This is a genomic window from Streptomyces amritsarensis, assembly GCF_001953875.1.
GTDB lineage: Bacteria > Actinomycetota > Actinomycetes > Streptomycetales > Streptomycetaceae > Streptomyces > Streptomyces amritsarensis.
This window is the reverse complement of the sequence record NZ_MQUR01000078.1, coordinates 1-23,199: the sequence shown is the minus strand read 5'-3', so window position 1 is coordinate 23,199 and position 23,199 is coordinate 1. Positions and strand designations below refer to the sequence as shown.

General features: G+C 72.8%; 19 protein-coding genes. 5 read left to right on the top strand and 14 right to left on the bottom strand.

All coding sequences use genetic code 11. The features are described 5' to 3' along the window. Positions 1 to 11: 11 nt before the first annotated feature. Entirely contained in the window at positions 12 to 2,528 is a 2,517-nt protein-coding gene (gene pcrA / locus AVW11_RS26925) for a DNA helicase PcrA (protein WP_060178855.1), read from the bottom strand. Continuing rightward, positions 2,512 to 2,859 (bottom strand): ArsR/SmtB family transcription factor, encoded by a 348-nt coding sequence (locus AVW11_RS26920; protein ID WP_030851418.1) that lies wholly within the window; start codon positions 2,857 to 2,859, stop codon positions 2,512 to 2,514. Before AVW11_RS26920 ends, pcrA begins: the two co-directional genes overlap by 17 nt. A 176-nt stretch (positions 2,860 to 3,035) precedes the next feature. Here AVW11_RS26920 and AVW11_RS26915 point away from each other — a divergent pair, with 176 nt between their 5' ends. Beyond that, on the top strand, positions 3,036 to 3,389 hold the full coding sequence (locus AVW11_RS26915) for a hypothetical protein (protein ID WP_060178889.1): 354 nt from the start codon (positions 3,036 to 3,038) through the stop codon (positions 3,387 to 3,389). A 143-nt stretch (positions 3,390 to 3,532) separates the two neighbouring features. Continuing rightward, complete coding sequence (locus AVW11_RS26910) at positions 3,533 to 4,579, top strand: C40 family peptidase (RefSeq protein ID WP_076046301.1); 1,047 nt, start codon at positions 3,533 to 3,535, stop codon at positions 4,577 to 4,579. Positions 4,580 to 4,617: 38 nt separating this feature from the next. Here the strand turns inward: AVW11_RS26910 and AVW11_RS26905 are convergent, their stop codons facing one another. From AVW11_RS26905 to AVW11_RS26895, 3 genes are all read right to left on the bottom strand, one after another. Further along, entirely contained in the window at positions 4,618 to 5,721 is a 1,104-nt protein-coding gene (locus AVW11_RS26905) for an alpha/beta hydrolase (RefSeq protein ID WP_030851423.1), read from the bottom strand. 89 nt (positions 5,722 to 5,810) lie between these two features. Then, entirely contained in the window at positions 5,811 to 6,509 is a 699-nt protein-coding gene (locus tag AVW11_RS26900; protein ID WP_030851426.1) for a LuxR C-terminal-related transcriptional regulator, read from the bottom strand. Then, a complete protein-coding gene (locus AVW11_RS26895; RefSeq protein WP_030851430.1) occupies positions 6,506 to 7,801 on the bottom strand; it encodes an ATP-binding protein in 1,296 nt (431 codons plus the stop codon). The genes AVW11_RS26900 and AVW11_RS26895 overlap by 4 nt, the downstream gene beginning before the upstream one ends. A gap of 131 nt (positions 7,802 to 7,932) precedes the next feature. Between AVW11_RS26895 and AVW11_RS26890 the strand changes: the two genes are divergently transcribed. Further along, positions 7,933 to 9,276: a PspC domain-containing protein gene (locus AVW11_RS26890; protein WP_076046300.1), complete on the top strand. Its 1,344-nt coding sequence runs from the start codon at positions 7,933 to 7,935 to the stop codon at positions 9,274 to 9,276. Continuing rightward, the gene (locus AVW11_RS26885; protein WP_030851434.1) at positions 9,263 to 9,487 is read left to right on the top strand and encodes a hypothetical protein; all 225 of its coding nucleotides are present in this window, start codon (positions 9,263 to 9,265) and stop codon (positions 9,485 to 9,487) included. The genes AVW11_RS26890 and AVW11_RS26885 overlap by 14 nt, the downstream gene beginning before the upstream one ends. On the opposite strand, the gene AVW11_RS26880 is transcribed toward AVW11_RS26885, so the two are convergent. From AVW11_RS26880 to guaA, 4 genes are all read right to left on the bottom strand, one after another. Further along, complete coding sequence (locus AVW11_RS26880; RefSeq protein ID WP_076046299.1) at positions 9,433 to 9,942, bottom strand: TQO small subunit DoxD; 510 nt, start codon at positions 9,940 to 9,942, stop codon at positions 9,433 to 9,435. The two genes, AVW11_RS26885 and AVW11_RS26880, sit on opposite strands and share 55 nt — an antisense overlap. A gap of 18 nt (positions 9,943 to 9,960) precedes the next feature. After that, a complete protein-coding gene (locus AVW11_RS26875) occupies positions 9,961 to 11,217 on the bottom strand; it encodes a hypothetical protein (RefSeq protein ID WP_030851439.1) in 1,257 nt (418 codons plus the stop codon). 102 nt (positions 11,218 to 11,319) lie between these two features. Next, a complete protein-coding gene (locus AVW11_RS26870; RefSeq protein ID WP_076046298.1) occupies positions 11,320 to 12,141 on the bottom strand; it encodes a class II aldolase/adducin family protein in 822 nt (273 codons plus the stop codon). Positions 12,142 to 12,292: 151 nt separating this feature from the next. Next, complete coding sequence (gene guaA / locus AVW11_RS26865; protein WP_030851445.1) at positions 12,293 to 13,879, bottom strand: glutamine-hydrolyzing GMP synthase; 1,587 nt, start codon at positions 13,877 to 13,879, stop codon at positions 12,293 to 12,295. 292 nt (positions 13,880 to 14,171) lie between these two features. Between guaA and AVW11_RS26860 the strand changes: the two genes are divergently transcribed. After that, positions 14,172 to 14,432, top strand: coding sequence for a chorismate mutase (locus AVW11_RS26860; RefSeq protein WP_031147873.1), 261 nt, complete (start codon positions 14,172 to 14,174; stop codon positions 14,430 to 14,432). Between the two features lie 260 nt (positions 14,433 to 14,692). Here the strand turns inward: AVW11_RS26860 and AVW11_RS26855 are convergent, their stop codons facing one another. From AVW11_RS26855 to AVW11_RS37520, 5 genes are all read right to left on the bottom strand, one after another. Beyond that, positions 14,693 to 16,327, bottom strand: a complete 1,635-nt coding sequence (locus AVW11_RS26855; protein WP_143568910.1) for a peptidase — start codon at positions 16,325 to 16,327, stop codon at positions 14,693 to 14,695. A 166-nt stretch (positions 16,328 to 16,493) separates the two neighbouring features. Beyond that, the gene (locus tag AVW11_RS26850) at positions 16,494 to 18,311 is read right to left on the bottom strand and encodes a GMC oxidoreductase (protein ID WP_076046297.1); all 1,818 of its coding nucleotides are present in this window, start codon (positions 18,309 to 18,311) and stop codon (positions 16,494 to 16,496) included. Positions 18,312 to 18,320: 9 nt separating this feature from the next. Continuing rightward, positions 18,321 to 19,952, bottom strand: a complete 1,632-nt coding sequence (locus AVW11_RS26845) for a succinic semialdehyde dehydrogenase (protein WP_030851455.1) — start codon at positions 19,950 to 19,952, stop codon at positions 18,321 to 18,323. 103 nt (positions 19,953 to 20,055) lie between these two features. Further along, entirely contained in the window at positions 20,056 to 21,702 is a 1,647-nt protein-coding gene (locus tag AVW11_RS26840) for a serine/threonine-protein kinase (protein ID WP_030851458.1), read from the bottom strand. 125 nt (positions 21,703 to 21,827) lie between these two features. Next, positions 21,828 to 23,199, bottom strand: a 1,372-nt coding sequence (locus AVW11_RS37520; protein WP_476755989.1) for a serine/threonine-protein kinase, incomplete at its 5' end; no start/stop codon positions are given.

Genomic DNA, 23,199 nt, shown 5'->3' with positions numbered 1-23,199 from the left:
CCGGCCGGCCCTCAGAGCTTCTGCACCGGCGCGTACCGCAGCAGCAGCCGCTTGGGCTTGTCGTCGCCGAAGTCGATGGTGGCCTGCGCGTCCGCGCCCGCTCCCTTGACCTCCATCACGGTGCCGAGCCCGAACTGGTCGTGCGTGACACGGTCCCCGACCACCAGCGCGATGACGGGCTTGTCGGCGGCCCGGCGCGTCGCGAACCCGGACGGGCCCGATTTCGTACGCGACGAGGACAGGAAGGCCTCGGGCGAGGTGCCGAAGGAGGACCGTCCGCCGCCCGTGCCCGAGCCGTAGCCCGAACTGCGCATCGGGCCGGCCGGCTTCTGGGCCGCCCCCGTGCGCTTCCACTGCAGGTACTGGTCCGGGATCTCCTCCAGGAACCGCGACGGCGGGTTGTACGAGGGGGTGCCCCACGCGCTGCGCATGCCGGACCGGGTCAGGTACAGCCGTTCGCGCGCCCGCGTGATGCCGACGTAGGCGAGGCGGCGCTCCTCCTCCAGTTCCTTGGTCTGGCCCAGCGCGCGCATGTGCGGGAAGACCCCGTCCTCCATGCCCGTCAGGAAGACCACCGGGAACTCCAGGCCCTTGGCGGTGTGCAGGGTCATGAGGGTGATGACGCCGGAGCCGTCCTCGTCCTCGTCGGGGATCTGGTCGGAGTCGGCGACGAGGGCGACCTGCTCCAGGAACTCGGCGAGCGTGCCGGGACCCGCCGGCGCCGTACCCTCCGGCGCCTCGGCGGCCGCGGCCTCGCGCGCCTGCTCGAACTCCAGGGCCACGGCGGCCAGTTCCTGGAGGTTCTCGATGCGCGTCTCGTCCTGCGGGTCGGTCGACGCCTGGAGTTCGGCGAGGTAGCCGGTGCGCTCCAGGACCGCCTCCAGCACCACCGCCGGGCCGGCGCCCGAGTCGACGATCGTACGCAGCTCCTCCATCAGCGTGTTGAACCGCTTCACCGCGTTGGTGGAGCGGGCCGCCATGCCGAAGGCCTCGTCGACGCGCCGCAGCGCCTGCGGGAAGGTGATCTTCTCGCGCAGCGCGAGGGCGTCGATCATCGCCTCGGCGCGCTCGCCGATGCCGCGCTTGGGGACGTTCAGGATGCGGCGCAGCGGGACGTTGTCCTCCGGGTTCGCGAGGACGCGCAGGTACGCGAGGACGTCGCGGACCTCCTTGCGCTCGTAGAAGCGGACGCCGCCGACGACCTTGTACGGCAGGCCGACCCGGATGAAGATCTCCTCGAACACGCGGGACTGGGCGTTGGTCCGGTAGAAGATCGCGACGTCGCCGGCCTTGGCGTCGCCGGCGTCGGTGAGCCGGTCGATCTCGTCGGCGACGAACTGCGCCTCGTCGTGCTCGGTGTCCGCGACGTAGCCGGTGATGACCGCGCCGGTGCCGGCCTCGGTCCACAGGTTCTTGGCGCGGCGGTTCTCGTTGCGCTCGATGACTGCGTTGGCGGCGGAGAGGATCGTCTGCGTGGAGCGGTAGTTCTGCTCCAGCAGGATCGTCGTCGCGTCCTTGTAGTCCTCCTCGAACTGGAGGATGTTGCGGATGGTCGCGCCGCGGAAGGCGTAGATCGACTGGTCGGCGTCACCCACCACGCACAGCTCGGCCGGGGGCAGGTCCGGGTAGCCGGTGCCGACCAGCTCGCGCACGAGCGTGTACTGCGCGTGGTTGGTGTCCTGGTACTCGTCGACCAGGACGTGCCGGAAGCGGCGCCGGTAGTGCTCGGCGACGTCCGGGAAGGCCTGGAGCAGGTGCACCGTGGTCATGATGATGTCGTCGAAGTCGAGGGCGTTGGCCTCGCGCAGCCGCGCCTGGTACATCGCGTACGCCTGGGCGAGCGTCTTCTCGAAACCGTCGGCGGCCTGGTCGGCGAAGGCCTCTTCGTCTATCAGCTCGTTCTTCAGGTTCGAGATCTTGGCGTTGAAGGACTTCGGCGGGAACTTCTTCGGGTCCAGGTCCAGGTCGCGGCAGACGAGCGCCATCAGGCGCTTGGAGTCGGCCGCGTCGTAGATCGAGAACGAGGACGTGAAACCGAGCCGCTTGGACTCGCGGCGCAGGATGCGCACGCACGCGCTGTGGAAGGTGGAGACCCACATGGCGCCCGCGCGCGGACCGACCAGGCCCTCGACGCGCTCCTTCATCTCGCCTGCGGCCTTGTTGGTGAAGGTGATCGCCAGGATCTGGCCGGGGTGGACGTTCCGGGCGGCCAGCAGGTGGCCGATGCGGTGCGTGAGCACCCTGGTCTTGCCGGAGCCGGCGCCGGCCACGATGAGCAGGGGGGAGCCCGCGTGCACCACGGCGGCGGCCTGCTGCTCGTTCAGGCCGTCGAGGAGCGCCGCCGGGTCGATGACGGGCTTGGGGGCGCCGTCCCGGTAGTACGCGTCCCCGGTCATGGGCACGTCGAAGTGACCGCCGAAGAGGTCGTCCGCCCCCGCCTCGGGGGCGGGGTACTCCTCGGGCGGCGGCGGGACCTCGTCGGAGGGGGTGAGGTCCGCCAGGAAGCTGTCGTCAAAGAGGCTGCTCATCGCATTCCGAGTCTAGGGGGCGGGACCGACAGGCCAGCACGAGTTCCAGCAGACCGGGGAAGCGGAGCTCCAGGTCGTCGCGGCGCAGCGCGAGGGAGAGCCTGCGGCCCTGGGGGCGCTGGCAGATCACTCCGCTCTCGCGCAGCGTCCTGAGGTGGTGCGTGACGCTCGACCGGGGCAGGTCGGGCACGACCTCGCCGCAGAAGGCCTCCTCGCCGGAGGCGAGCCTGCGGACGATCTCCAGCCGGACGGGATGCCCGAGCGCCGCCAGGACGTCGACCAGCTCGAGGCGGTCGGCGGCGGGGTGGGTCAGGTCGGCAGCGGCAGGCATGCCCCCACTGTACGCAGTTCTCGTACGGACAGTGCCGAGTGCCGGCCCGCTCCACGCCCGGGCCGTGCGCGTCGGCGGCAGCCGCCGCCGTCCCCGCAGCGGCGGCCCGGCGGGCCGTCACCGAGGGGCTGACCCGCTTCCTCGGCCGCCCGTCCGCACCCGTACGCTCGACTGCCATGGACGTACTCATCAGTGTCTTCGTCGGCCTGCACATCATCGGGATCGCCGCCCTCCTCGGCGGCTTCCTGACCCAGATGAAGGCGATGAGCGCGGGCACCGCCCGCTTCACGCCCGCCATGCTGCACGGCGCGCTGACCATGCTCGTCACCGGCGTGCTCCTCGTCGGCTTCAACGAGATGGACGGCACGCCCGTCAACCACATCAAGGTCGGCGTGAAGCTCGCCCTCCTGTTCGTGATCCTCGCCCTCGTCTACGTCAAGCGTGATGAGGAGCACGTGGACACGGCGCTGTTCGGCGCGGTCGGCGGACTGACCGTGATCAACATCTTCATCGCCCTTCTCTGGCACTGACCCACACCGGAACGATCCATTCCGGTCCTGTGCGGCCAGCTCCGGTCGCATCGGGGCACTTACGGTCATCACGTCATCCGCCCGTTACCTCCGGGTCTAGCGTCCTCCTCCAAGCACCGGCAGAGGAAGGACGTGAGGCCCTCGTGGCCAGTCATCGAAAGCCCAGGCAGCGCCCGCTCTCCGGCGGTTCGGTACGGACCGCCGCCACCATCGCCCTCGCGGGCGCTGCCACCGCCACCGCCTTCGAAGGCACCTCCCAGGCCGCCCCCCGGCCCACCCCCGCCCAGATCAAGACGGAGGTGGACCGCCTCTACGAGGAGGCCGAGGCGGCGACCGAGCGGTACAACGGGGCGAAGGAGCAGGCCGACGAGGCCGAAAGGGCACTGACCGGCCTGCGCGACGAGGCCGCCCGCAAGGCCGACCAGCTCAACACCGCCCGCAGCGCGCTCGGGACGCTCGCCGCCTCCCAGTACCGCAGCGGATCCCTGGGCACCGCCGTACAGCTCGCCCTGGCGGACGACCCGCAGGAGTACCTCGCCCAGGCCTCCTTCGTCTCCCGCGCCGGGGACCGCAGCGCCGCCGGGATCACCACCGTGCGCCGCAAGCTGGACGAGGTCTCCAAGCTGCGGGAGCAGGCCTCCGGCCGGCTCGCCGACCTCGGCTCCCGGCGGGACGAACTCGCCACCCACAAGGCGGAGGCCGAGGAGAAGCTCGCCGCCGCCAAGCGCCTGCTGGCCAAGCTCACCGCCGAGGAGCGGGCCGCCTACGACGCCCAGGCGCCCGGCGCGGCCACCGCGCCCTCCGGCCCGGTCACCGCCGCGCCCCCGCCGCCCGCCGACGGCTCCCGCGCGGCTCGCGCCGTGGCCTTCGCGTACTCCTCGATCGGCAAGCCCTACGTGTGGGGCGCGACGGGGCCCGGCTCCTTCGACTGCTCGGGGCTGACCCAGGCCGCCTGGCGCTCGGCCGGGGTCTCGCTGCCCCGCACGACCTACACCCAGATCAACGCCGGCCGGCGTGTGTCCCGCGACCAGCTGGCCCCCGGCGACCTGGTGTTCTTCTACTCCGGGATCACGCACGTCGGCCTCTACGTCGGCAACGGCCAGATGATCCACGCGCCGCGCCCGGGATCGACGGTCCGCCTCGCGCCGATCGACTCGATGCCCTGGGCCGGCGCCTCCCGCCCGGCGTGAGGCGCCGCGCGTGAGGCGTCCCGCGTGAGCCCGCCCTCCTACGGGGCCTTGACCACGCCGCTCAGCCAGCCGAAGGTCTGCGGCAGCTGCTTGGACCACGAGTCGAGGTTGTGGCCGCCGGTGACCTTCTCCGCGTGCACCACGGTCGGCTGCTGCGCGAGCGCCTTGAGGTCCATGCCCGACAGGTATCCGTCCTGCTCGGCGCCCGACATCCACAGCGAGACCGCCGGCGGCGCCGGCTGGGCCTTGAGGACGTTCTTCAGGTTGTGCGACACACGCAGCTGCGGGTCCTGCGCGACGAGCGAGGAGGGTTCCTGGCCGGGGTCGTTGTAGCCGGACAGGGAGACGGCCGCGCTGTAGCGGTCGGGGTGGGCGATCGCCAGCTTGGCGGCGCAGTAGGCGCCGGCCGAGTAGCCGGCGACGCCCCAGGTGCGGGCCTCGTCCGAGGCCCGGAAGTTGTCCACGACCATCTTGCGGACGTCGACGCTGAACCAGCTGTCCGCGTTGACCTTGCCGGGGAGGTTGGCGCAGCCGGTGTCGCCGTTGCCCACGAGCATGGCGCGCGGCGAGACGAGGATGAACGGCTGCACCTTGCCGCTCTTCATCAGCGGCTCCAGCACCTCGTGCACCTTGAGCCCCTGGAACCAGGACTTGCCCGTGCCCGGGATGCCGGGGATCAGCTCGACGACGGGGAACTTCCTGTTCTTGAAGGCCGGGTCGTCGTACTGCGGCGGCAGCCACACCAGCACGTCGCCCCTGACCCCGGACACCTTCCCGTCGAGCTCGGTCTTCTGGACGCGTCCGCCGAGGCCCTCGACGGGCTGGAACGCCTGCTTGACCTTCGGCGCCTCTTCCACCTTCTTGCCGCCGAGGCCGTCGGGGCCGAGGTCGGGGGCCGCGGTGACGTACGTGCCGGTGCCGAGCAGATCGCTCCACGAGTTGTAGAAGTGCTCGGCCCTGTTGACGCCGACGAAGACCACGGCGACGGCTGTGACCTGGGCGAACAGCACCATCAGGGCACGGAGCAGGGTGCGTACGGCGGCAGGGCCGCGCACCTTGCTCCAGACGGCGAGGGGAAGGATGACGGCGATCACGGTCAGCGCGATCACCGACACGAAGAAGGGTGTACCGGTCAAGCTCATCACGCCAGCCTAGAGTGCGGCCGGCGGGAGCCCGGTTGCCGAGTCGGCCTGCGGTGTGGGTCACACCGCAGGCCGCGGGCCGCCCGACATCACACCAGGCGGCGGGCCGTGGCCCAGCGGGTCAGCTCGTGCCGGTTGGAGAGCTGCAGCTTGCGCAGTACCGCCGAGACGTGGGACTCCACCGTCTTCACCGAGATGAAGAGCTGCTTGGCGATCTCCTTGTAGGCGTAGCCGCGCGCGATCAGCCGCAGCACCTCGCGCTCGCGCTGCGTGAGCCGGTCCAGGTCCTCGTCCACCGGCGGCGCGTCCGTGGAGGCGAACGCGTCGAGCACGAAGCCCGCCAGCCGCGGCGAGAACACCGCGTCCCCGTCCTGCACCCTGAAGACCGAGTCCACCAGGTCGGTGCCGGTGATGGTCTTGGTGACGTAGCCGCGCGCACCGCCGCGGATCACACCGATGACGTCCTCGGCCGCGTCGGACACCGACAGCGCCAGGAAGCGCACCGGGTGCTCGGCGGCCGCCATCAGCGGGGCGCAGCGCCGCAGCACCTCGACGCCGCCGCCGCCGGGCAGGTGCACGTCGAGGAGGACCACCTCGGGCCGGGTGGCGGTGATGACGGTGACGGCCTGGTCGACGTCGGCGGCCTCGCCGACGACCTCGACGCCGGTCCGGTCGGTCTCACCGATCTCGGCCTGCACCCCCGTGCGGAACATCCTGTGGTCGTCGACGAGCACCACCCGGACGCGCCTGGTCTCCCCCGTGCCTGCGTTCTCTCCGGCCTCGGTCATGCCGCGTTCGCCGCCCTCTCCATCTCCAGCTCGACTTCCGTGCCGCCGTCGGGCGCGGACCGCAGCCGTGCGGTCCCGCCGTTGCGCTGCATCCGGCCGATGATCGATTCTCGTACGCCCATGCGGTCTTCGGGTACCGCGTCGATGTCGAAGCCCGGGCCCCGGTCCCGAACGGACACGAACACCGTCTGCCCCTCCACCTCCGCGTACACCTGTACCGGGCCGCCCTCGCCACCGTACTTGGCGGCGTTGACCATCGCCTCGCGCGCGGCCTGGATCTGGGCGCCCAGCTTCTCGTCGAGCGGGCAGTCCCCGACGACGACGACCTCGATGGGCACGCCGTGGTGGTCCTCCACCTCGGCGGCGGTCTTCTTCACGGCCTCGGCCAGGGTGGCCGGCTCCTCGGCCTCGTCCTTGCCGGTGCCCTCGGGCTTGTAGAGCCAGTTGCGCAGCTCGCGCTCCTGGGCGCGGGCGAGCCGGCGCACCTCGCCGACGTCCTCCGCGTTGCGCTGGATCAGGGTGAGGGTGTGCAGCACCGAGTCGTGCACGTGGGCGGCGACCTCGGCGCGTTCCTGGGCCCGGATGCGCATGAGCCGCTCCTCGGAGAGGTCCTGCGTCATCCGGATCAGCCAGGGTCCGGCGAGCAGGGCGACGCCGACGAGCACGGCGAGGGTGGCGGTCAGGACGTTGCCGAGCTGCGCGGCGGAGCCGCGTACGACGATGAAGACGGTGAGGCCCACACCGACCAGGGCGACCCCGGCGAGCGCGCGGGCGGCCTGGAAGAGCCGCCCGTGCCGTCCGGCGGCGGTGGTCCAGTGGGCCCGGCGGGCGTTGTCGGCCTGCCGCCAGACGAGGACCACCCCGGCCCCGACCAGCAGCGTCGGCCACACGTAGCGCCCGGACTCGCCGCCCAGCTGGACCTTGGAGATGAAGATGCCGGCGCCGACGAACAGGGCGATCAGTGCCGTGATCTGTCCCCGGTCGGGTTTGCGCAGGCGCCGGGTGCCGTCGGGGAGGGCCTCGAAGAAGGAGCGGTGCCCGGCGCGGCCGCCGACACCGAGCGGTACGAACACCCAGAACGCGGCGTAGAGCAGGACGCCCAGCCCGTCGCCCCACATGAACAGCAGGAGGAAGGCGAGCCGGACCCAGCCCACGGGCAGCCCGAGGTGCCCGGCCAGACCGCGCGCGACACCGCCGAGCATCCGGCCGTCGGCGCTGCGGTACAGCTTGCGCTGCGGCGGGTCGTCGGCGTCCGGGGCGTGCGGGGGGCGGGAGGCGGCGGCTAGGGGCATGTCACCAAGGGTCACACGGGGGGCCGCGGCGGGGCATCAGGGCATCCCCCCAGTTCCGCCCGGGAGATCTCAGGGTTGCGCCAGGGTAGGACCGGATTCCGGGGGCCCGCGCGGGCCGTCACCATGGACGCATGACCGAAGTACACGACGCCCCGCCGACCGGCGCCGGGGCACCCCGGGCGGCCGAGACCCGGCCGCCCCTGCGCCGCAGCAAGCGCGACAAGGTCCTGTCGGGCGTGTGCGGCGGCCTGGGCCGGTACTTCGACCTGGACCCGGTGGTCTTCCGTATCGTCCTCGGCGTCCTCGCGGTCACGGGCGGCGTCGGCCTCATCTTCTACGGCTTCGCGTGGCTGCTGCTCCCGCAGGAGGGCGAGGAGGACAGCGAGGCGAAGAAGCTGCTGACGGGCCGGGTCGAGGGGGCGACCCTGGCGGCGGTGTTCACCGCCCTGGTGGGCTGTGCGCTGTTCCTGTCGATGCTGGACAACGGCGCGCTGGCGGTGTTCTCGGTCCTGGTGGTGCTGGCGCTGGGCGGTGCCTCCTACTGGTCGCAGCGGCGGCGGCAGGCCGTCGCCCCCGAGGCGGAGGCGCCCGCCGCGGGCGGGGCCGCGCCCCGCGCCGCGCACTCTCCGGCCGCCCCGCCGGAGACGAAGGCCCCGCCGGCTCCCGGTTCCCCCTCGTGGTGGCGGGACCCGCTGGTCAAGGACGGCACGACCGGACCGGTCGGCTCGACGGGGTACCTGTGGGGGCCCGACGGCGCCGCCGACCCGGTGGAGTCCGAGGCCGGGAGGGCCGCGGACGTGTACGTACGGCCGCCCGCCGCCACCCCGGTCCGGGGGCGCGGCGGCATCGGCGGCCGGGTGTTCGTGTTCGCCCTGCTGGCGGGGGCGGCCGGTACCGCGGCGAAATGGGAGGGCAGCCCCCTCGGCGAGGCCCTGCAGACCGGGCTCGCCGCCGCCCTGATCGTCTTCGGTCTGGGCCTGGCGGTCAGCTCGCTGCTGGGGCGGACCGGCTTCGGCACGGTCGTGCTGGCCGTGTTCACCTCCTGCCTGCTGGCGGGCGCCGCGGCGCTGCCGCGCGAGATCGGCACCGACTGGCGGGAGGTCGAGTGGCGGCCGGCCGCGGTGGCCGACGTACGGCCCGAGTACGAGGCGGGCACCGGGCTGGCGACCTTGGACCTGAGTCGGCTGGACGTGCCAAAGGGCACCACCGTGGCCGTCAGGGCCTCCATCGACGCGGGCCGGCTCAAGGTGCTCCTGCCCCGGGAGGTCACCGCCCGGGCGGACGTCACGGTCCGCCGCCTGGGCGACATCCAGCTGCCGGGCGACTACGCGGGCCGCATCGAGCGGGCCGGGCCCGGGCAGCAGAACCGGACGGCGACCCTCGCGCCGGCCGCCGGCACCGAGGCCGGCGGGACGATCGAGCTGGACCTCGGTGCGGGTATCGGACAGGTGGAGGTGGCCCGTGCGGCGTCATGAGTTCCAGCCGGGACGGCTGATCGCGGGACTGGTCCTGCTGGTGGCGGGCGTGCTGTACCTCGTCGAGACCACCGGCGAGGCCGACCTGCCGTGGTACGCGGTCGTCCCGATGACCGCGGGCGGGCTGACGCTGGCCGCCCTGGTGGGCCTGGTCACCTACGCGGTACGCCGGGACCGGCGCGACCGGATCTCCGAGTCCAGCGACAGGTAGGGCGCACCGGCGAGGATCAGCGGGGTCCAGGCCATCAGGTAGATCAGGTCGTTGCCGTAGTAGTACGGGGACACCGCCCACGACACCGTGAGCCACAGGCTGAGCGAGATCAGCGCCCCGCCGGCGGCCGCGGTCCGCGACAGCAGCCCGACCAGGGTGCCGAGGCCCACCAGGATCTCGGCGACGGCGAGGAACACGGCGAAGCCCACCGGGGATTCGAGGGACAGGTCCACGAGGGCGGGGACGGCGGAGGTGTCGCGCACCCCGCGCATCAGCTCGCCGATGGATCCTTCGCCGGAGGCGGAGAGGAACGCGGGATCGAGCAGCTTGTCCAGCCCCGCGTAGACGAAGGTCACGCCGAGGAAGAGCCGCAGGGGCAGCAGGTGGTACCGGGCAGCCTGGTCACGCAGCCCGCGCGGTACGTCGGTCCGGGGAGGTGCTTCGGTTCTGGTCACGCGACATGTCTACCCCGATCACTCGGCCACGTCGATGGTGCAGCGGTTGGATTCCACTCCGGCGGCCGTGACCACCTGGATCTCGGTGCGCCCCGGCTCCACTTCCGCCGGGACCGGCACCGTCAGCACCGCGTCGGAGGGGTTGGTGAACCCGCCGGGCACCGGAACCAGCGGTACGTGCACGTGGACCGCCCCGATCCGCACCACCAGCCGGGCGAGCATCTCCGGGGTCTGCGCCCCGGGCGGCACGAAGCCCACGCCGCGGATCTCGATGTCGTCCCCGGGTCGGACGGCGGCGTCCAGGTCCCCGGGCTCCCGTCTGCGCACCACCGACAGCACGAGCGGGCGGCTGCCCTCCGCGTACTTCGCCGCCAGGTACACCGCGGCCGACAGGGCGACCAGCAGGGCCAGCGACCACGGCAGTTGCGGCAGCCGGTCGGGGAAACGGGCGAGTGAGGCCGCCGCGTAGGCCAGGACGACCGTCGAGACGAGCACGTACTGCGCGTCCGGGAAGCTGCCGCGGCCCGCGTCGTCCGTCAGCAGGTCCGCGCCGCGCGGCCGGTCGGCCGGCAGCTTCTGCAGCCGCTGGCCCATGATGCGGACGGAGACGACCCGGCGCACCAGCACCGCCACCGCGGAGGTCAGCACGACCACCGACAGCAGCGGCAGCGCCCGGTCCAGGGCGAGGCCCGCGTACAGCGCCCGGCGCTCCGGGCCGGGGGCCGACGCCGCCAGCCGCAGCGCGGGCAGCAGGGTGGCGAACGCCGTGAGCACCACCCAGGCACTGGGCACCGCCTTCGAGGTGGACAGCCGGTTGTCCTCGCCGACCAGCGGGGCCAGCAGCCCGCCGCGCAGCGACTGGGCGCGGGCCGCGACCGTCAGCAGCCCGGCCAGCAGCAGCGCGGCGAGCAGTCCGGCGGTGCGGGCCGTGGACCAGCCCGTGCCCAGCGCGGCGGCGACCTGGATCAGCAGCAGGACGCCGGCGGCGATCCACACGGCGAGGACGGCCCGCCGCGAGAACACGTACAGCCAGGAGTTGCCGGCTTCCCGGCCCCGGTCGGCGACGTTGCGGGCGGACAGGGCCAGTTCGTCGGAGACCCATTGGCGGGAGGCGCCGAGGGAGTGGGCCACGGCGGCCGGAACGCCCTGTCCGGCGGCGAACTCCTCGCGCTTCTCCAGGAACGCGGCGACCGCTCGGCGGTGCCCTTCCCGTGCGCACTCTTCGCAGGCGCAGGCAGCGGTATGGGTGCCGCGGGACATCTCTTGGACAGCCACGTACGTGCCGCCTCTCTGAACTACGGGGCAATGCCAGCGAATTGTGCACCACTGCGGCAGTGCTCCGGATTGCGCACGATGTCAGAGCAGGTGATTAACGGTTCATGATGTTGACGCCACGTCCGCGGACACCTTGTCCGTGGCCGTCATGGCCGCGACCGTCTGCCACAGCGGCTGGTAGCTCACCCAGGCGGCGAGGTCCCCGCCGAACCGCTCGCGGGTGGCGACGGCGCTGTGGTGGTCGATGGGCACCGGCTTCCCGGCGGCCCGTGCGATCAGCTGGACCTGCGCCGCCCGTTCCGCCGCGACGAACCACCAGGCGGCCGCGTCCACCGAAGCGCCGACCGTCAGCAGCCCGTGGTTGCGCAGGACGAGCGCCTTGTACGGGCCGAGCGCGCGGCCGATCCGAGCGCCGTCCTGCGCTCCGGCGTACTCGTCGAGGAGCGCGTGGTCCTCGTAGAAGGCACAGGCCTCGTGGGTGATCGGGGCGAGCAGTTCACCGAGGGCGGCCAGGGCCCTGCCGTACGGGGCCTGCACGCGGACGACGGCCACCGCCTCGGGGCGTGCCCGGTGCACGGCGGCGTGCACGGCGAAGGCCAGCTGGTTGACCCGCCGCTCCCCCTGCACCACGTGCCCGTCCCCGTCGACGAGCAGCAGGTCCTCCGGGCGGAGGGCGACGAAGGCGCGGCCGAAGGGGTTGACCCAGTAGCAGTCGTCGAGCTCCGGGTCCCGGGCGGTGACGTGCCCGGCGACCCCGTCCTCGTACCCCAGGCGCGCGAACAGCCGCAGCGTCCCGGCGAGGCGCTCCTTGCGGTGCGCGCGCTCCTCGGCCGGGTCGGTGTGCGCGGGCGGCATCTCGAACCGCAGCCGGTCCACCGGCACCGGGCCGGGCCGTGTGCCCGGCGCCGCCGTCTCCTCGGACATCGCCCGCCCTCCTCCGGTCCGTCTCCGCCGTCGTCGGCGCAAGGTACTGGCCGCGGCGTGAGGAGAACAGAGGCGCGCGGGCGTCGAAACGGCGACGGCGCCGCCGCTCAGCCTGGCTGAGCGGCGGCGCCGTCGTGCGGGGCGGGGCCCCTTACTCCCACTCGATGGTGCCCGGGGGCTTGCTCGTGCAGTCGAGGACCACACGGTTGACCTCGGGCACCTCGTTGGTGATGCGGGTGGAGATCCGGGCCAGCACCTCGTACGGCATGCGCGTCCAGTCCGCGGTCATGGCGTCCTCGGAGGAGACGGGGCGCAGCACGATCGGGTGGCCGTAGGTGCGGCCGTCGCCCTGGACGCCGACGCTGCGGACGTCCGCGAGCAGGACGACCGGGCACTGCCAGATCTCGCGGTCCAGGCCGGCCGCGGTGAGCTCGTGGCGGGCGATGGCGTCGGCCTCGCGCAGCAGGTCCAGGCGCTCCTTGGTGACCTCGCCGACGATGCGGATGCCGAGGCCGGGGCCGGGGAAGGGCTGGCGCTGGACGATCTCGTCGGGCAGGCCGAGCTCCTGGCCGACCATGCGGACCTCGTCCTTGAACAGCTGGCGCAGCGGCTCGACGAGCTCGAACTCGATGTCGTCGGGGAGGCCGCCGACGTTGTGGTGCGACTTGATGTTCGCGGTGCCGGTGCCGCCGCCGGACTCGACGACGTCCGGGTAGAGGGTGCCCTGCACGAGGAAGGCGACCGCGGGGCCCTCCTCCTGGAGGATCTCCAGCTGGGCCTGCTCGAAGACGCGGATGAACTCGCGGCCGATGATCTTCCGCTTGGTCTCCGGGTCGGAGACGCCGGCGAGCGCGTTCAGGAAGCGCTCCTGGGCGTCGACGACCTTCAGCTGCACGCCGGTGGCGGCGACGAAGTCCTTCTCGACCTGCTCGGTCTCGCCCTTGCGCATCAGGCCGTGGTCGACGTAGACGCAGGTCAGCTGGGAGCCGATGGCCTTCTGTACGAGGGCCGCGGCGACCGCGGAGTCCACGCCGCCGGACAGGCCGCAGATGGCGCGCTTGTCGCCGACCTGCGCGCGGATGGCCGCGACCTGCTCCTCGACGATGTTGCCCGTGGTCCAGGTGGGGGCCAGGCCGGCGCCGCGGTAGAGGAAGTGCTCCAGGATCTGCTGGCCGTGCGTTGAGTGCATCACCTCGGGGTGGTACTGCACGCCGTACAGCTTCTTCTCGTCGTTCTCGAAGGCCGCGACGGGCACGACGTTCGTCGACGCGGTGACGGTGAAGCCCTCGGGGGCGGCGGAGCAGGCGTCGCCGTGCGACATCCACACCGACTGGTTCTCCGGGGTGCCCTCGAAGAGGGTGGAGCCGGCCTTGGAGACCTGCAGCGGGGTGCGGCCGTACTCGCGGGCGCCGGTGTTGTCGACGGTGCCGCCGAGGGTGGTCGCCATCAGCTGGAAGCCGTAGCACATGCCGAAGACGGGGATCCCGGCCTCGAAGAGGGCGCGGTCCAGCTGCGGGGCGCCTTCCTCGTAGACGGAGGACGGACCGCCGGAGAGGATGATCGCCTTGGGGTTCTTGGCCAGCATCTCGTCGACGGGCATCGAGCTCGGCACGATCTCGCTGTAGACCCGTGCCTCGCGGACGCGGCGGGCGATGAGCTGGGCGTACTGTGCGCCGAAGTCGACGACGAGAACCGTGTCCGGGGCGCTGTCGTGGGCGGCGGAGGGTGCTTCTGGCACGGGGCGGCCTTCCGGCGGAAGAGGTGGCTGTTTTGTCGATTCTAACGGGGGACGCCGGGGCCCCTTCGTCTCACCATCCGAATCGGCTTGGCACGCGAGCGGACGCCGGGCCATAATCCGTTTCGTGCGCAAGCAGCTGAGCTTCCTCTTTACCTATGGCACCGGCCGGTCCGGTCGCCATGGGTCATCGTGATGCTCGCTTGAGCCGCTGACTTCCCAGAGCGCCCCGGTCCGACAGGACCGGGGCGCTCTGCGCTTCCGCTCCTGCCGGCACGACCCACAGGAGAACACCATGAGCGTCACCACCACCCCCGAGCAGCTGATCGCCGAGTCCCGGACCCGTATCGACGCCATCGACGACCGGATCATCGGGCTGATCCAGGAGCGGATGGCCGTCTCGACGGTCATCCAGGACGCCCGGATCGCCTCGGGCGGGCGCCGCGTGCACCTGTCCCGCGAGATGGAGGTGCTCTCCCATTGGAGCGACGCCCTCGGCAAGCCCGGCACGGCCCTCGCGATGACCCTGCTGGAGCTGTGCCGGGGCCGGGTGTGACGGCTGTTCGTCACCCGTCCGGAGCGTGACCGGCCCCGGGACGCTTCGTTGGTGAGGATGTCCGCGTCAGCCAGCCGCGGAACCGCAACACCACGCGTGGCTCGCAGGAGCGATGAGACGTACGCCTCGTGGTGCGTGCGTCGTGGGACCTCGCTCCTTCGCGTGACCGGACGGCAGGGGACAGCAGCCCGGTCACCCCGTAAAGACGGCCGGCCCGGGGGACGCCCCGGGCCGGCCGTTCTGCGTACGGAGCCGGGCCGCTAGACGTGCGCGCCGGTCCTGCGGCGGAAGGCCAGGACCAGGCCGCCGCCCGCGGCCACGAGCACCGCGCCGCCGAGCGCGAGCATCCCGGCGGAGCTGCCGGTCGCGGCGAGGCCGCCGTTCGCCGTGGCGCCCGAGGTGGCGGTGGCGGTCGGCGTGGCCGAGGTGGTCGCCGTCGCGGTCGGCGAGGGGCTGGTCGTGGCGGTCGGCGACGGCGAGGCGCCGCCGTCCTTCGCGCTGATCACGACGGGCGTCTTGTCATTGGCGTGGTTCGGGTCCCACGGCTGGCCCTTGGTGCCCTCGGGTGTTCCCTGGCCGACCGAGACGGAGCCCGCCGCGTTCGCCACGACCTGCTCGATCTTCAGCTCGAACGGGTAGCTGAACTTCTCCCGCTCCCCCACCACGTGACCGGTGGAGCAGAAGTAGCGCGGCGCGCCCAGCGTCTGCTCGCGGGCGGTGCCGTCGGCGTTGACGCCGTGGCAGCCGGCCGGGACCTTGGTGACCTTCGTACCGGCGGGGATCACGATGTCGGTGCGGGCGACGCTCTTCCCGGAACGCAGTTCCGCCACCCAGGCGGGACCGTTGTTGCGGAAGCCGAAGTCGGCGCGGACCGTCTCGCCCGTCCCGCCGGCGAGGGCGACGGGCCAGGCCACGAGGTCGGCGCTGTTCTTCGTCCGGAAGTCGAACTCCTGGAGGTTGTTCCAGGGGTCGAGGTCCGCCGACTGCGCGGAGGCCTCGGCGGCGCGCTCCCGCACCGCCAGCTTCTTGCCGCCGGTCGGCTTCCTGGACGTCTTGGCGGCCTTCGGCTGGTGCCCGTCGGCGTACACGGCGTAGGTGAGGGTGTCGGCGAAGGCGTGCGGGGCGGCCTTGAGGGTCAGCGAGCCGTCGACCCCGTAGACGCTGCCCGGCTTGTACTCGCCCTCCAGCAGGCACTGCACCGTGCTCCAGGCCGTGTTCAGGGGCTGTCCCTCACCGGTGTCCTCGGAGTAGGAGCAGTTGTCGTACTGCTCCAGCAGGTCGATGCCGTGGGTGGTGCGCATCTCCAGGACGACGCCCTGGACGGGCTCCGTTCCCTCGTTCGCGAAGACGATCGACAGGTTCTGCTTGTCGCCCGGCTTCTGCTCCTCCTTCAGCGCGGCCCGTTCCAGTACCAGGTCGGGGCCGCCGACGCGGACCTTGGTGGTGGCGGCCTTGAAGGTGGCGCCCTCGGCCTTGCCGGTGACGGTGAGGTCGGCGGTGGCTCCGGCCTTGCTGCCGGGGGCGGCGCTGAGGTCGAGGTCGACGATGCCGGTCTCGCCCTTCCACAGCGCGGGGCGCTTGCAGGTGACGGCGGCCTCGGTGAGCGTGCAGTCCGAGCCCTGCTGCTTCGCGAGGGCGACGTCGGCGATCCCCTTGAGGCCGCTCAGGTCGATCGTGAAGGTGCTCCGGCGGTCGAACGCGGAGGCGGTGTCGTTGACGAGCCGGAACTCGACCGAGGTCTTCTGCGGTGTGCCGCTCTGCCCGGGGTGCGGGCGCAGGCCGATCTCGGCCGGCCCGGCCAGGGTGAAGACGGGGTCCGCGGCGTGTGCCGGAGTGGCTGCGAGCCCCAGGGCGGCGACGCCGCAGGCAGCCAGCAAGGAGATGCGCTTTCTCATGCTGCCGTTGACGGTCGAGCGCGAGTCGCAGTTGCCTCGTTCACTGTGTGATCGACGCCACAGCCCGGCTCGGCGGATTCCGGTACAACCATCAAGGCTGAACATCTGTCACGTATGTACCGCGGTGGGTACCGCGCTCGGAGGGGGAGCGCGGTACCCACCGTCGTCATCCGGCAGGTTCCGGATCCCGTGGGGGAATATCGGGGACGGCCAGGAACGGCAGCCGCAGCGCGCCGAACGCGTCCTTGGGCACGGCCGGCCGGACCGGCTCCACGGCGTCCAGGCGGGTGTAGGCCGCGCCCTGTTCGGGCCGCGGGTCCCGCTCGCCCTTGTTGGGCCAGTACGACATCGCCCGCTCCGCCTGTGCGGTGATCGTCAGCGACGGGTTGACCCCCAGGTTCGCGGAGACCGCCGAGCCGTCCACCACCGAGATGCCCGGATGGCCGTAGAGCCGGTGGTACGGGTCCACCACGCCCTCGCCCGCCGACGCCCCGATCGGGCAGCCGCCGAGGAAGTGCGCGGTCAGCGGGGTCCCCATCAGCTCGCCGACGTTGCTGCCGGGGAAGCCGTTGATCTCCTCGGCCAGCAGGGTCGCGGCCTGCGTGGCCTCCGCGATCTGGACGGGGTTGGGGGCGCCGTGCCCCTGGCGGGCGGTGAGCAGGCCCTTGCCGATGCCGCCCGGCTTGCGGTAGGTGGTCAGCGAGTTGTCCAGGGACTGCATGACCAGGCCGATGATGGTGCGCTCCGACCAGCGCCGGTTGGACAGCGACCGGGCCAGCTGGAGGGGGTGCTTCGCGGCCCTGGCCAGCCAGCCGCGGACCCGGTGGGCGCCGTAGGGGACCTGCGTGACGGTCATGAACCCCATCGCGTTGGAGCCCTTGCCGTAGCGGACCGGCTCGATGTGGGTGTCGGCGTTGGGGTGCACGGAGGAGGTGATCGCCACCCCCCTGGTGAAGTCGGCCCTCCGCTCCGTGCCGGGGCCCGCGCCGCGGCGCCTGCGGTAGCGGCGGTCGTCGGTCTGCGCGCCGATGATGCCCTCGGAGTTGGTCCGGGTCAGCTCGCCGAGCCGCTGCGACAGGCGCGGCAGTTCGCCGCGGTCCTTCATGGTGTGCAGGAGGGTCTGCGTGCCGTACGTGCCGGCCGCGAGGACCACGTACCGGCAGCGCAGCACCTTCGCCTTCCCGCGGCGGCGGCCGTCGGTGGGCACCGTGCGGACGCGGTGGCCGCCGTCCGGGTGCTCGGACAGGGCGGTGACGGTCGTCATGGGGTGGATGACGGCGCCGGCCCGCTCGGCGAGGTGCAGGTAGTTCTCGTTCAGGGTGTTCTTCGCGCCGTGCCGGCAGCCGGTCATGCACTCGCCGCATTCGGTGCAGGCCCTGCGGGTGGGGCCGGCGCCGCCGAAGTAGGGGTCGGCGGCCTCCTCGCCGGGCCGGACGCGGGGCCCGTCCGCGGCGTCCTCGCCGTCGCCGAAGAAGACGCCGACCGGGGCCATGTGGAAGGTGTCCGCCACGCCCATCTTCTCGGCGGCCGCCTTGAGGTGGACGTCGGAGGGGGTCATGGTCGGGTTGAGGCGCACCCCGAGCATCCGCTTGGCCTGGTCGTAGTACGGGGCGAGTTCCTCGCGCCAGTCGGTGATGGACGCCCACTGCCGGTCCTCGAAGAAGGCCCGGGGCGGCACGTACAGGGTGTTGGCGTAGTTGAGGGAGCCGCCGCCGACGCCGGCGCCCGCGAGCACCATGACGTTGCCGAGCAGGTGGATCCGCTGGATCCCGTACAGTCCGAGCGCCGGGGCCCACAGGTAGTTGCGCAGGTCCCAGCTGTTCCTCGGCAGGCTCTCCCGGGTGAAGCGGCGCCCTGCCTCCAGGACGCCGACCCGGTAGCCCTTCTCGGTCAGGCGCAGGGCCGAGACCGACCCTCCGAAGCCCGATCCGATGACGATGACGTCGTAGTCGTAGGCGTCGTCGGACGCGTCGTCGTGCGACACGGATACCCCTTAGCGCAGTCGGAGAGCCTTCATGACCTTGAGGCTGCGGGTCATGAACGCCGCGTACTTCTCGTCGTCCATGCCCAGCGAGGGCGCCATCGGGACCAGTCGCTGGTGGGCGACGGTCTGGGCCTCGGTGTACTTGAGGATGCCCTCGGAGCCGTGGCGGCGGCCGAGGCCGGAGTCCTTCATGCCGCCCATCGGGGCCTGGGCGCTGCCGTAGGCGGGTGCGTAGCCCTCGTTGATGTTGACGGTGCCGGTGCGCAGGCGGGCTGCGACGGCGTGGCCGCGGCGGGCGTCCCTGGTCCAGACGCTGGAGTTGAGGCCGTAGGCGGTGGCGTTGGCCTCGGCGATCGCCTGCTCCTCGTCGGTGAAGCGGTAGATCGAGACGACCGGGCCGAAGGTCTCCTCGCCGCAGACCGCCATGGGGGCCTCGACGCCGTCGAGGATCGTGGGCTCGTAGAACAGCGGGCCGATGTCGGGGCGGGCGGTGCCGCCGGCGACGAGGGTGGCGCCCTTGGCGACGGCCTCGTCCACGTGCCGCTGCACGGTCTCCAGCTGGCGCTCGCCGACCAGCGAGCCCATGTCGGCGCCGTAGGCGAGGGCGCTGCCCAGGCGCATGGCCCGGGTCCGGGCGGCGAACCGCTCGACGAACTCGTCGGCGATCGAGGCGTGGACGTAGAGCCGCTCGATGGAGATGCACAGCTGGCCGGCGGAGGAGAAGCAGGCGCGGACGGCGCCCGCGGCGGCCTTCTCGATGTCGGCGTCGTGCAGGACGAGCATGGCGTTCTTGCCGCCGAGTTCGAGGGAGACCCCGACGAGCCGGTCGGCGGCGCCGCGGGCGACCTCGCGGCCGGTGCGGGTGGAGCCGGTGAAGGAGACGTAGTCGGCGTGGCGGACCACCTCGGGGCCGACGACGGGGCCCTCGCCGAGGACGATCTGGAAGACCTCGGCGGGCAGTCCGGCCTCGATCAGCAGGTCGCGGGCCCACAGGGCGGTCAGGGCGGTCTCGGTGTCGGGCTTCATGACGAGCGCGTTGCCCGCGACGAAGGCCGGCAGGGCGTCGCCGACCGACAGCTCCAGGGGGTAGTTCCAGGGGGCGATCTGGCCGACGACCCCGCGCGGCTGGCGCAGCTCGGTGACCTTGGTCAGGGTGGGCATCGCGCCCGTGTGGCCCTTGGGCCGCAGGTACGAGGGTGCCTTGCGGCCGTAGTGGCGGGCCGAGACGGCGACCGCCTGGACCTCCTCGTGGGCGTGCAGGCGGGCCTTGCCGGTCTCCAGCTGGATCAGGTCGAGGACCTCGGCCTGCCGGGCCAGGACCAGGTCGTGGAAGCGCAGCAGCACGGCCGCCCGCTGCCGCACGGGGAGGGCCGCCCAGGCGGGCTGGGCGGCGCGGGCCCGGTCGAAGGCCTCGGCCACGTCCTCGGGGGTGGCCTCGGGGAGCTCCGCCAGCCGGTCCCCGGTGAAGGGGGTGTGGTTGGCGGTGCGGCCTGAGCCGATCACTCCGCGGGTCAGCCGTGCGACCAGGTCGGGGGTCACCACGTCGGCCGCGGTGCGGGCGCCGGCCGGGGCCGGGGCGACCGGGTTGGTGGGCTGCGGCGCGGTGCGGAGGGGGGCTTCGGAGGCCTGCGAGTCCGTCATGCCGGTGAGCGTATTGCGCCCGACAGCCTTTGGGTACCCGCCGGTAACCGGATTTTGCCATTTCCGCCAGTGATCGCTGGCAGGATGCCCTGATCGGCGCCGATCAGGGCTTCTTGGCGGGCGGCTCCCAGCCGCTGAGCACGACGTCGAACTGCTGCTCGGTGATGGCCCAGGTCGCCACCGGGCTCGACATGTAGATGGCGTACTCCGTGCCGTCCGGAGCGATGTACATCTGCTCCTTGGCCCGGCGCGGGCCGGGGTGGTTCTGCTTCTCCGTCCAGGTGAAGTCCCAGAGCGCGGCCCGGGTGCTGTCCCGGAAGGTGTTCTGGTTCAGCCGGACCTTCTTGTAGTCCGTCCGCTTCGCCACCTGCTTCTCCAGGTCGGTCAGGTGGTCCAACGGCGTCCCGTAGTCCGGGGTGGGGTCGGCGGCGATCCGGATGAAGTGCTTGCCGTCGTCCGGGGTGTAGTCGATCTGGTCGCCGTTCGCCTTGCGCGTCCAGCCCTCGGGGACGAACAGCGTGAAGCCGGCGAGGGGGTCCACGACCTTGGTGTACCCGGCCGGCGGGGCCGCCGCCTGCGGCTTGCCGTCGTCGCCCGACTGCCCGCCCGTCGAACTCGCGACCCGGTCCGGATCGCCCTGCTTGCCCGCGTCACCGGTGTACTTGAGCACCCCGAAGACGCCGCCGCCGCCGAGCAGCGCGGCCACCAGGGCCACCACCGCGGCGCGCTTGAGCCAGCCGCCGTCCCGGTCCGCGGGCGCGGCGGCCGCGGCCGCCGTCCCGGAGACGGCGGGCTCCGGCAGCGGGGCCGTCCGCGCGACGTCCTCGTGCGGGGCCGGCTCCTCGGGCCGGTCCTGCGCCGGGGCGAGCTCCTCGGAGGTGACCGCCCGCGTGGGCACGTACGCGTGCGCCGCCTTCGGCTCGCGGCCCTCCATCGCCTCCAGCAGCATCCGCTCGGCCTCCTCCGCCGAGGGCCGCTCCATCGGGTCCTTGCGCAGCAGGGACGTGATCACCGGACCCAGCGCCCCGGCCTGGCGCAGTGCCGGCGGCTCGTCGTTGACCACGGCCTGCATGCTGGAGATGGGCGAGGTGCGGCGGAACGGCGAGCGGGCCTCCACCGCCGTGTAGAGGGTGGCGCCCAGCGACCACAGGTCCGAGGACGGGTCGGGGATGCCGCCGGTGACCCGCTCGGGCGCCAGGTAGTCGATCGAGCCCACGATCTCGCCGGTGCGGGTGATGGACGAGTCGCCCTCGATCGCGGCGATCCCGAAGTCCGTGAGCAGTACCCGGCCGTCCTTGGCGAGCAGCACGTTGCCCGGCTTCACGTCCCGGTGCAGCACGCCGACCGCGTGCGCGGCGCGCAGCGCGCCGAGCACGTGGAGCCCGATCCGGGCCGCCTCGCGCGGCTCGATCCGCCCCGCCGCCTTGGCGGCTTCGGCGAGGGACGGGCCGTCGATGTACTCCATGACGATCCACGGCCGGTCGTCGTGCTCCAGCACGTCGTGGACGGTGACCACCGCCGGGTGCTGGATCCGGGCAGCCGCCCGGGCCTCCTTCTGCGTCCGGGCGTGCATGACGTCCCGGTCGGCCTGGGCGACGTACAGACCCGCCGTCAGTTCCTTGACCGCGACGGTCCTGTGGAGCAGCTCGTCATGCGCGCGCCACACCTTGCCCATACCGCCCCGGCCGATCGGCTCGACGAGCCTGTACCGGCCCGCCAGCACGGCGCCCCCACCTGTCTGCTGTTCCACGAATTCCCGCCGCTCTCTGCACTTCAGGCCAGATTACGGAGCCCACGGGGGCTGTCGGAACCGCCCGGGCGCCGAAAGACGGCACTGTGACGCAATCGCCGTACTGATCGGTCGTCAATATCCGCTCATCCGCCCGCCTTGTAACTCGCCGTGGCCTTCTCGAAGACTTCGGTGACCTTGGTCTGTTCGTCCTCCGGACCGGTCACCAGGACGACGTGGTAACTGCCGCCCAGTGCGACGACGAAATTGCGGGCGAACACGTTGCGGCCGGTCCCGTCGATCCACGTGTAGCGTCCCGTGGCCCGCAGTTGCTGTCCGACCCTGGTGGTCTTCACGTCCCCGACGGTCGACCATGTGGAGGTCCGGTACGGCGTCAGCTCGGGCTCCTTGTCCTTCTGGTACGCCGCCGGGTCCGGATTGCCCTCGACCTTGTCCCGGCCGGGGACCACGGTCAGCACGAACGCCCCGTCGGTGTACCGGACCTGGCCCGCCTCGTTGATCCCGCGGCGCTCCCAGCCCTCGGGGACGGCGATCTCGAAGTGCTCGGGGTCCTGCTGGGTGGTGTAGCCCGGCGGGGCCGGCGCGGGTGCGGCCTGCGACGCGGCGGGCCCCGTGGTCTGGGGGGCGGGCTTGGACTCGGGCGTGCCGGTGGGCACCTGGGAGGGGCTCGGCCGCGACGACGTGTGCGCGGTGGGCTCCCCGGGGCCGTCCTGGTCCTGCGGCACCCCGGCCCGGGGCATGAACAGCATGGCGTACGCGACGGCCCCGGCCAGGAGGACCAGGATGCCGACGAGCAGGGTCCGGCCGAGCGCCATCGGCTTGCGGGCGGCCGCGGGGTTGCGGTGCCGTCCGTGGACCTCGCCGCGGCGGCGTACGACGGGCAGCCGCGCCGGGTCCGCTTCCGGCATCGGCAGCATCCCGAGTCCGGCGTCCGGCTCGGGCGCGGACCGTACGAGCGAGCGCAGCCAGCCGCGCAGCTCCTCGAAGTCGGGCCGCTCGGTGGGGTCCTGGCGCAGCAGCGACTCCACGACGGGGCGGAGCGCGCCGCATTCCTCGGCGAAGGCGGGGGGTTCGGCGCAGACCATCTCGACGAGCTCGGCGACGCTGTCCTCCGGGTACGGGGCGTGGCCCTGCACGGCGCGGTAGAGCAGTGCGCCGAGCGCCCAGAGGTCGGTGGCGGGCCCGACGGGCGCCGCGAGCTGCCAGTGGCCGTGCACGGGTCCGGCCTGTTCGGGGGCCCACCGCTCGGTGACGGCGCCGACGACGGCCATGCGCGTATGCCGGGCCCGCTCGGCGTCGAGCCCGGTCCACGGCGCCGGCTGCGGTGCCGGGGGCGGGCCGCCGGGCGCGGGCCGCCCCGGGGGCTCGGCCTGTCGGTAGCCCTGCGGAAGGGCGAGCTGCGCGGGCAGGGCGGGCGCGGCCGGCGGTTCGGCCCGGCTCCACGCGGGCGGGCCCGGGGCGGGCCACGGCTGCGCCCCGGGCCCCGCCCCCGGCTCC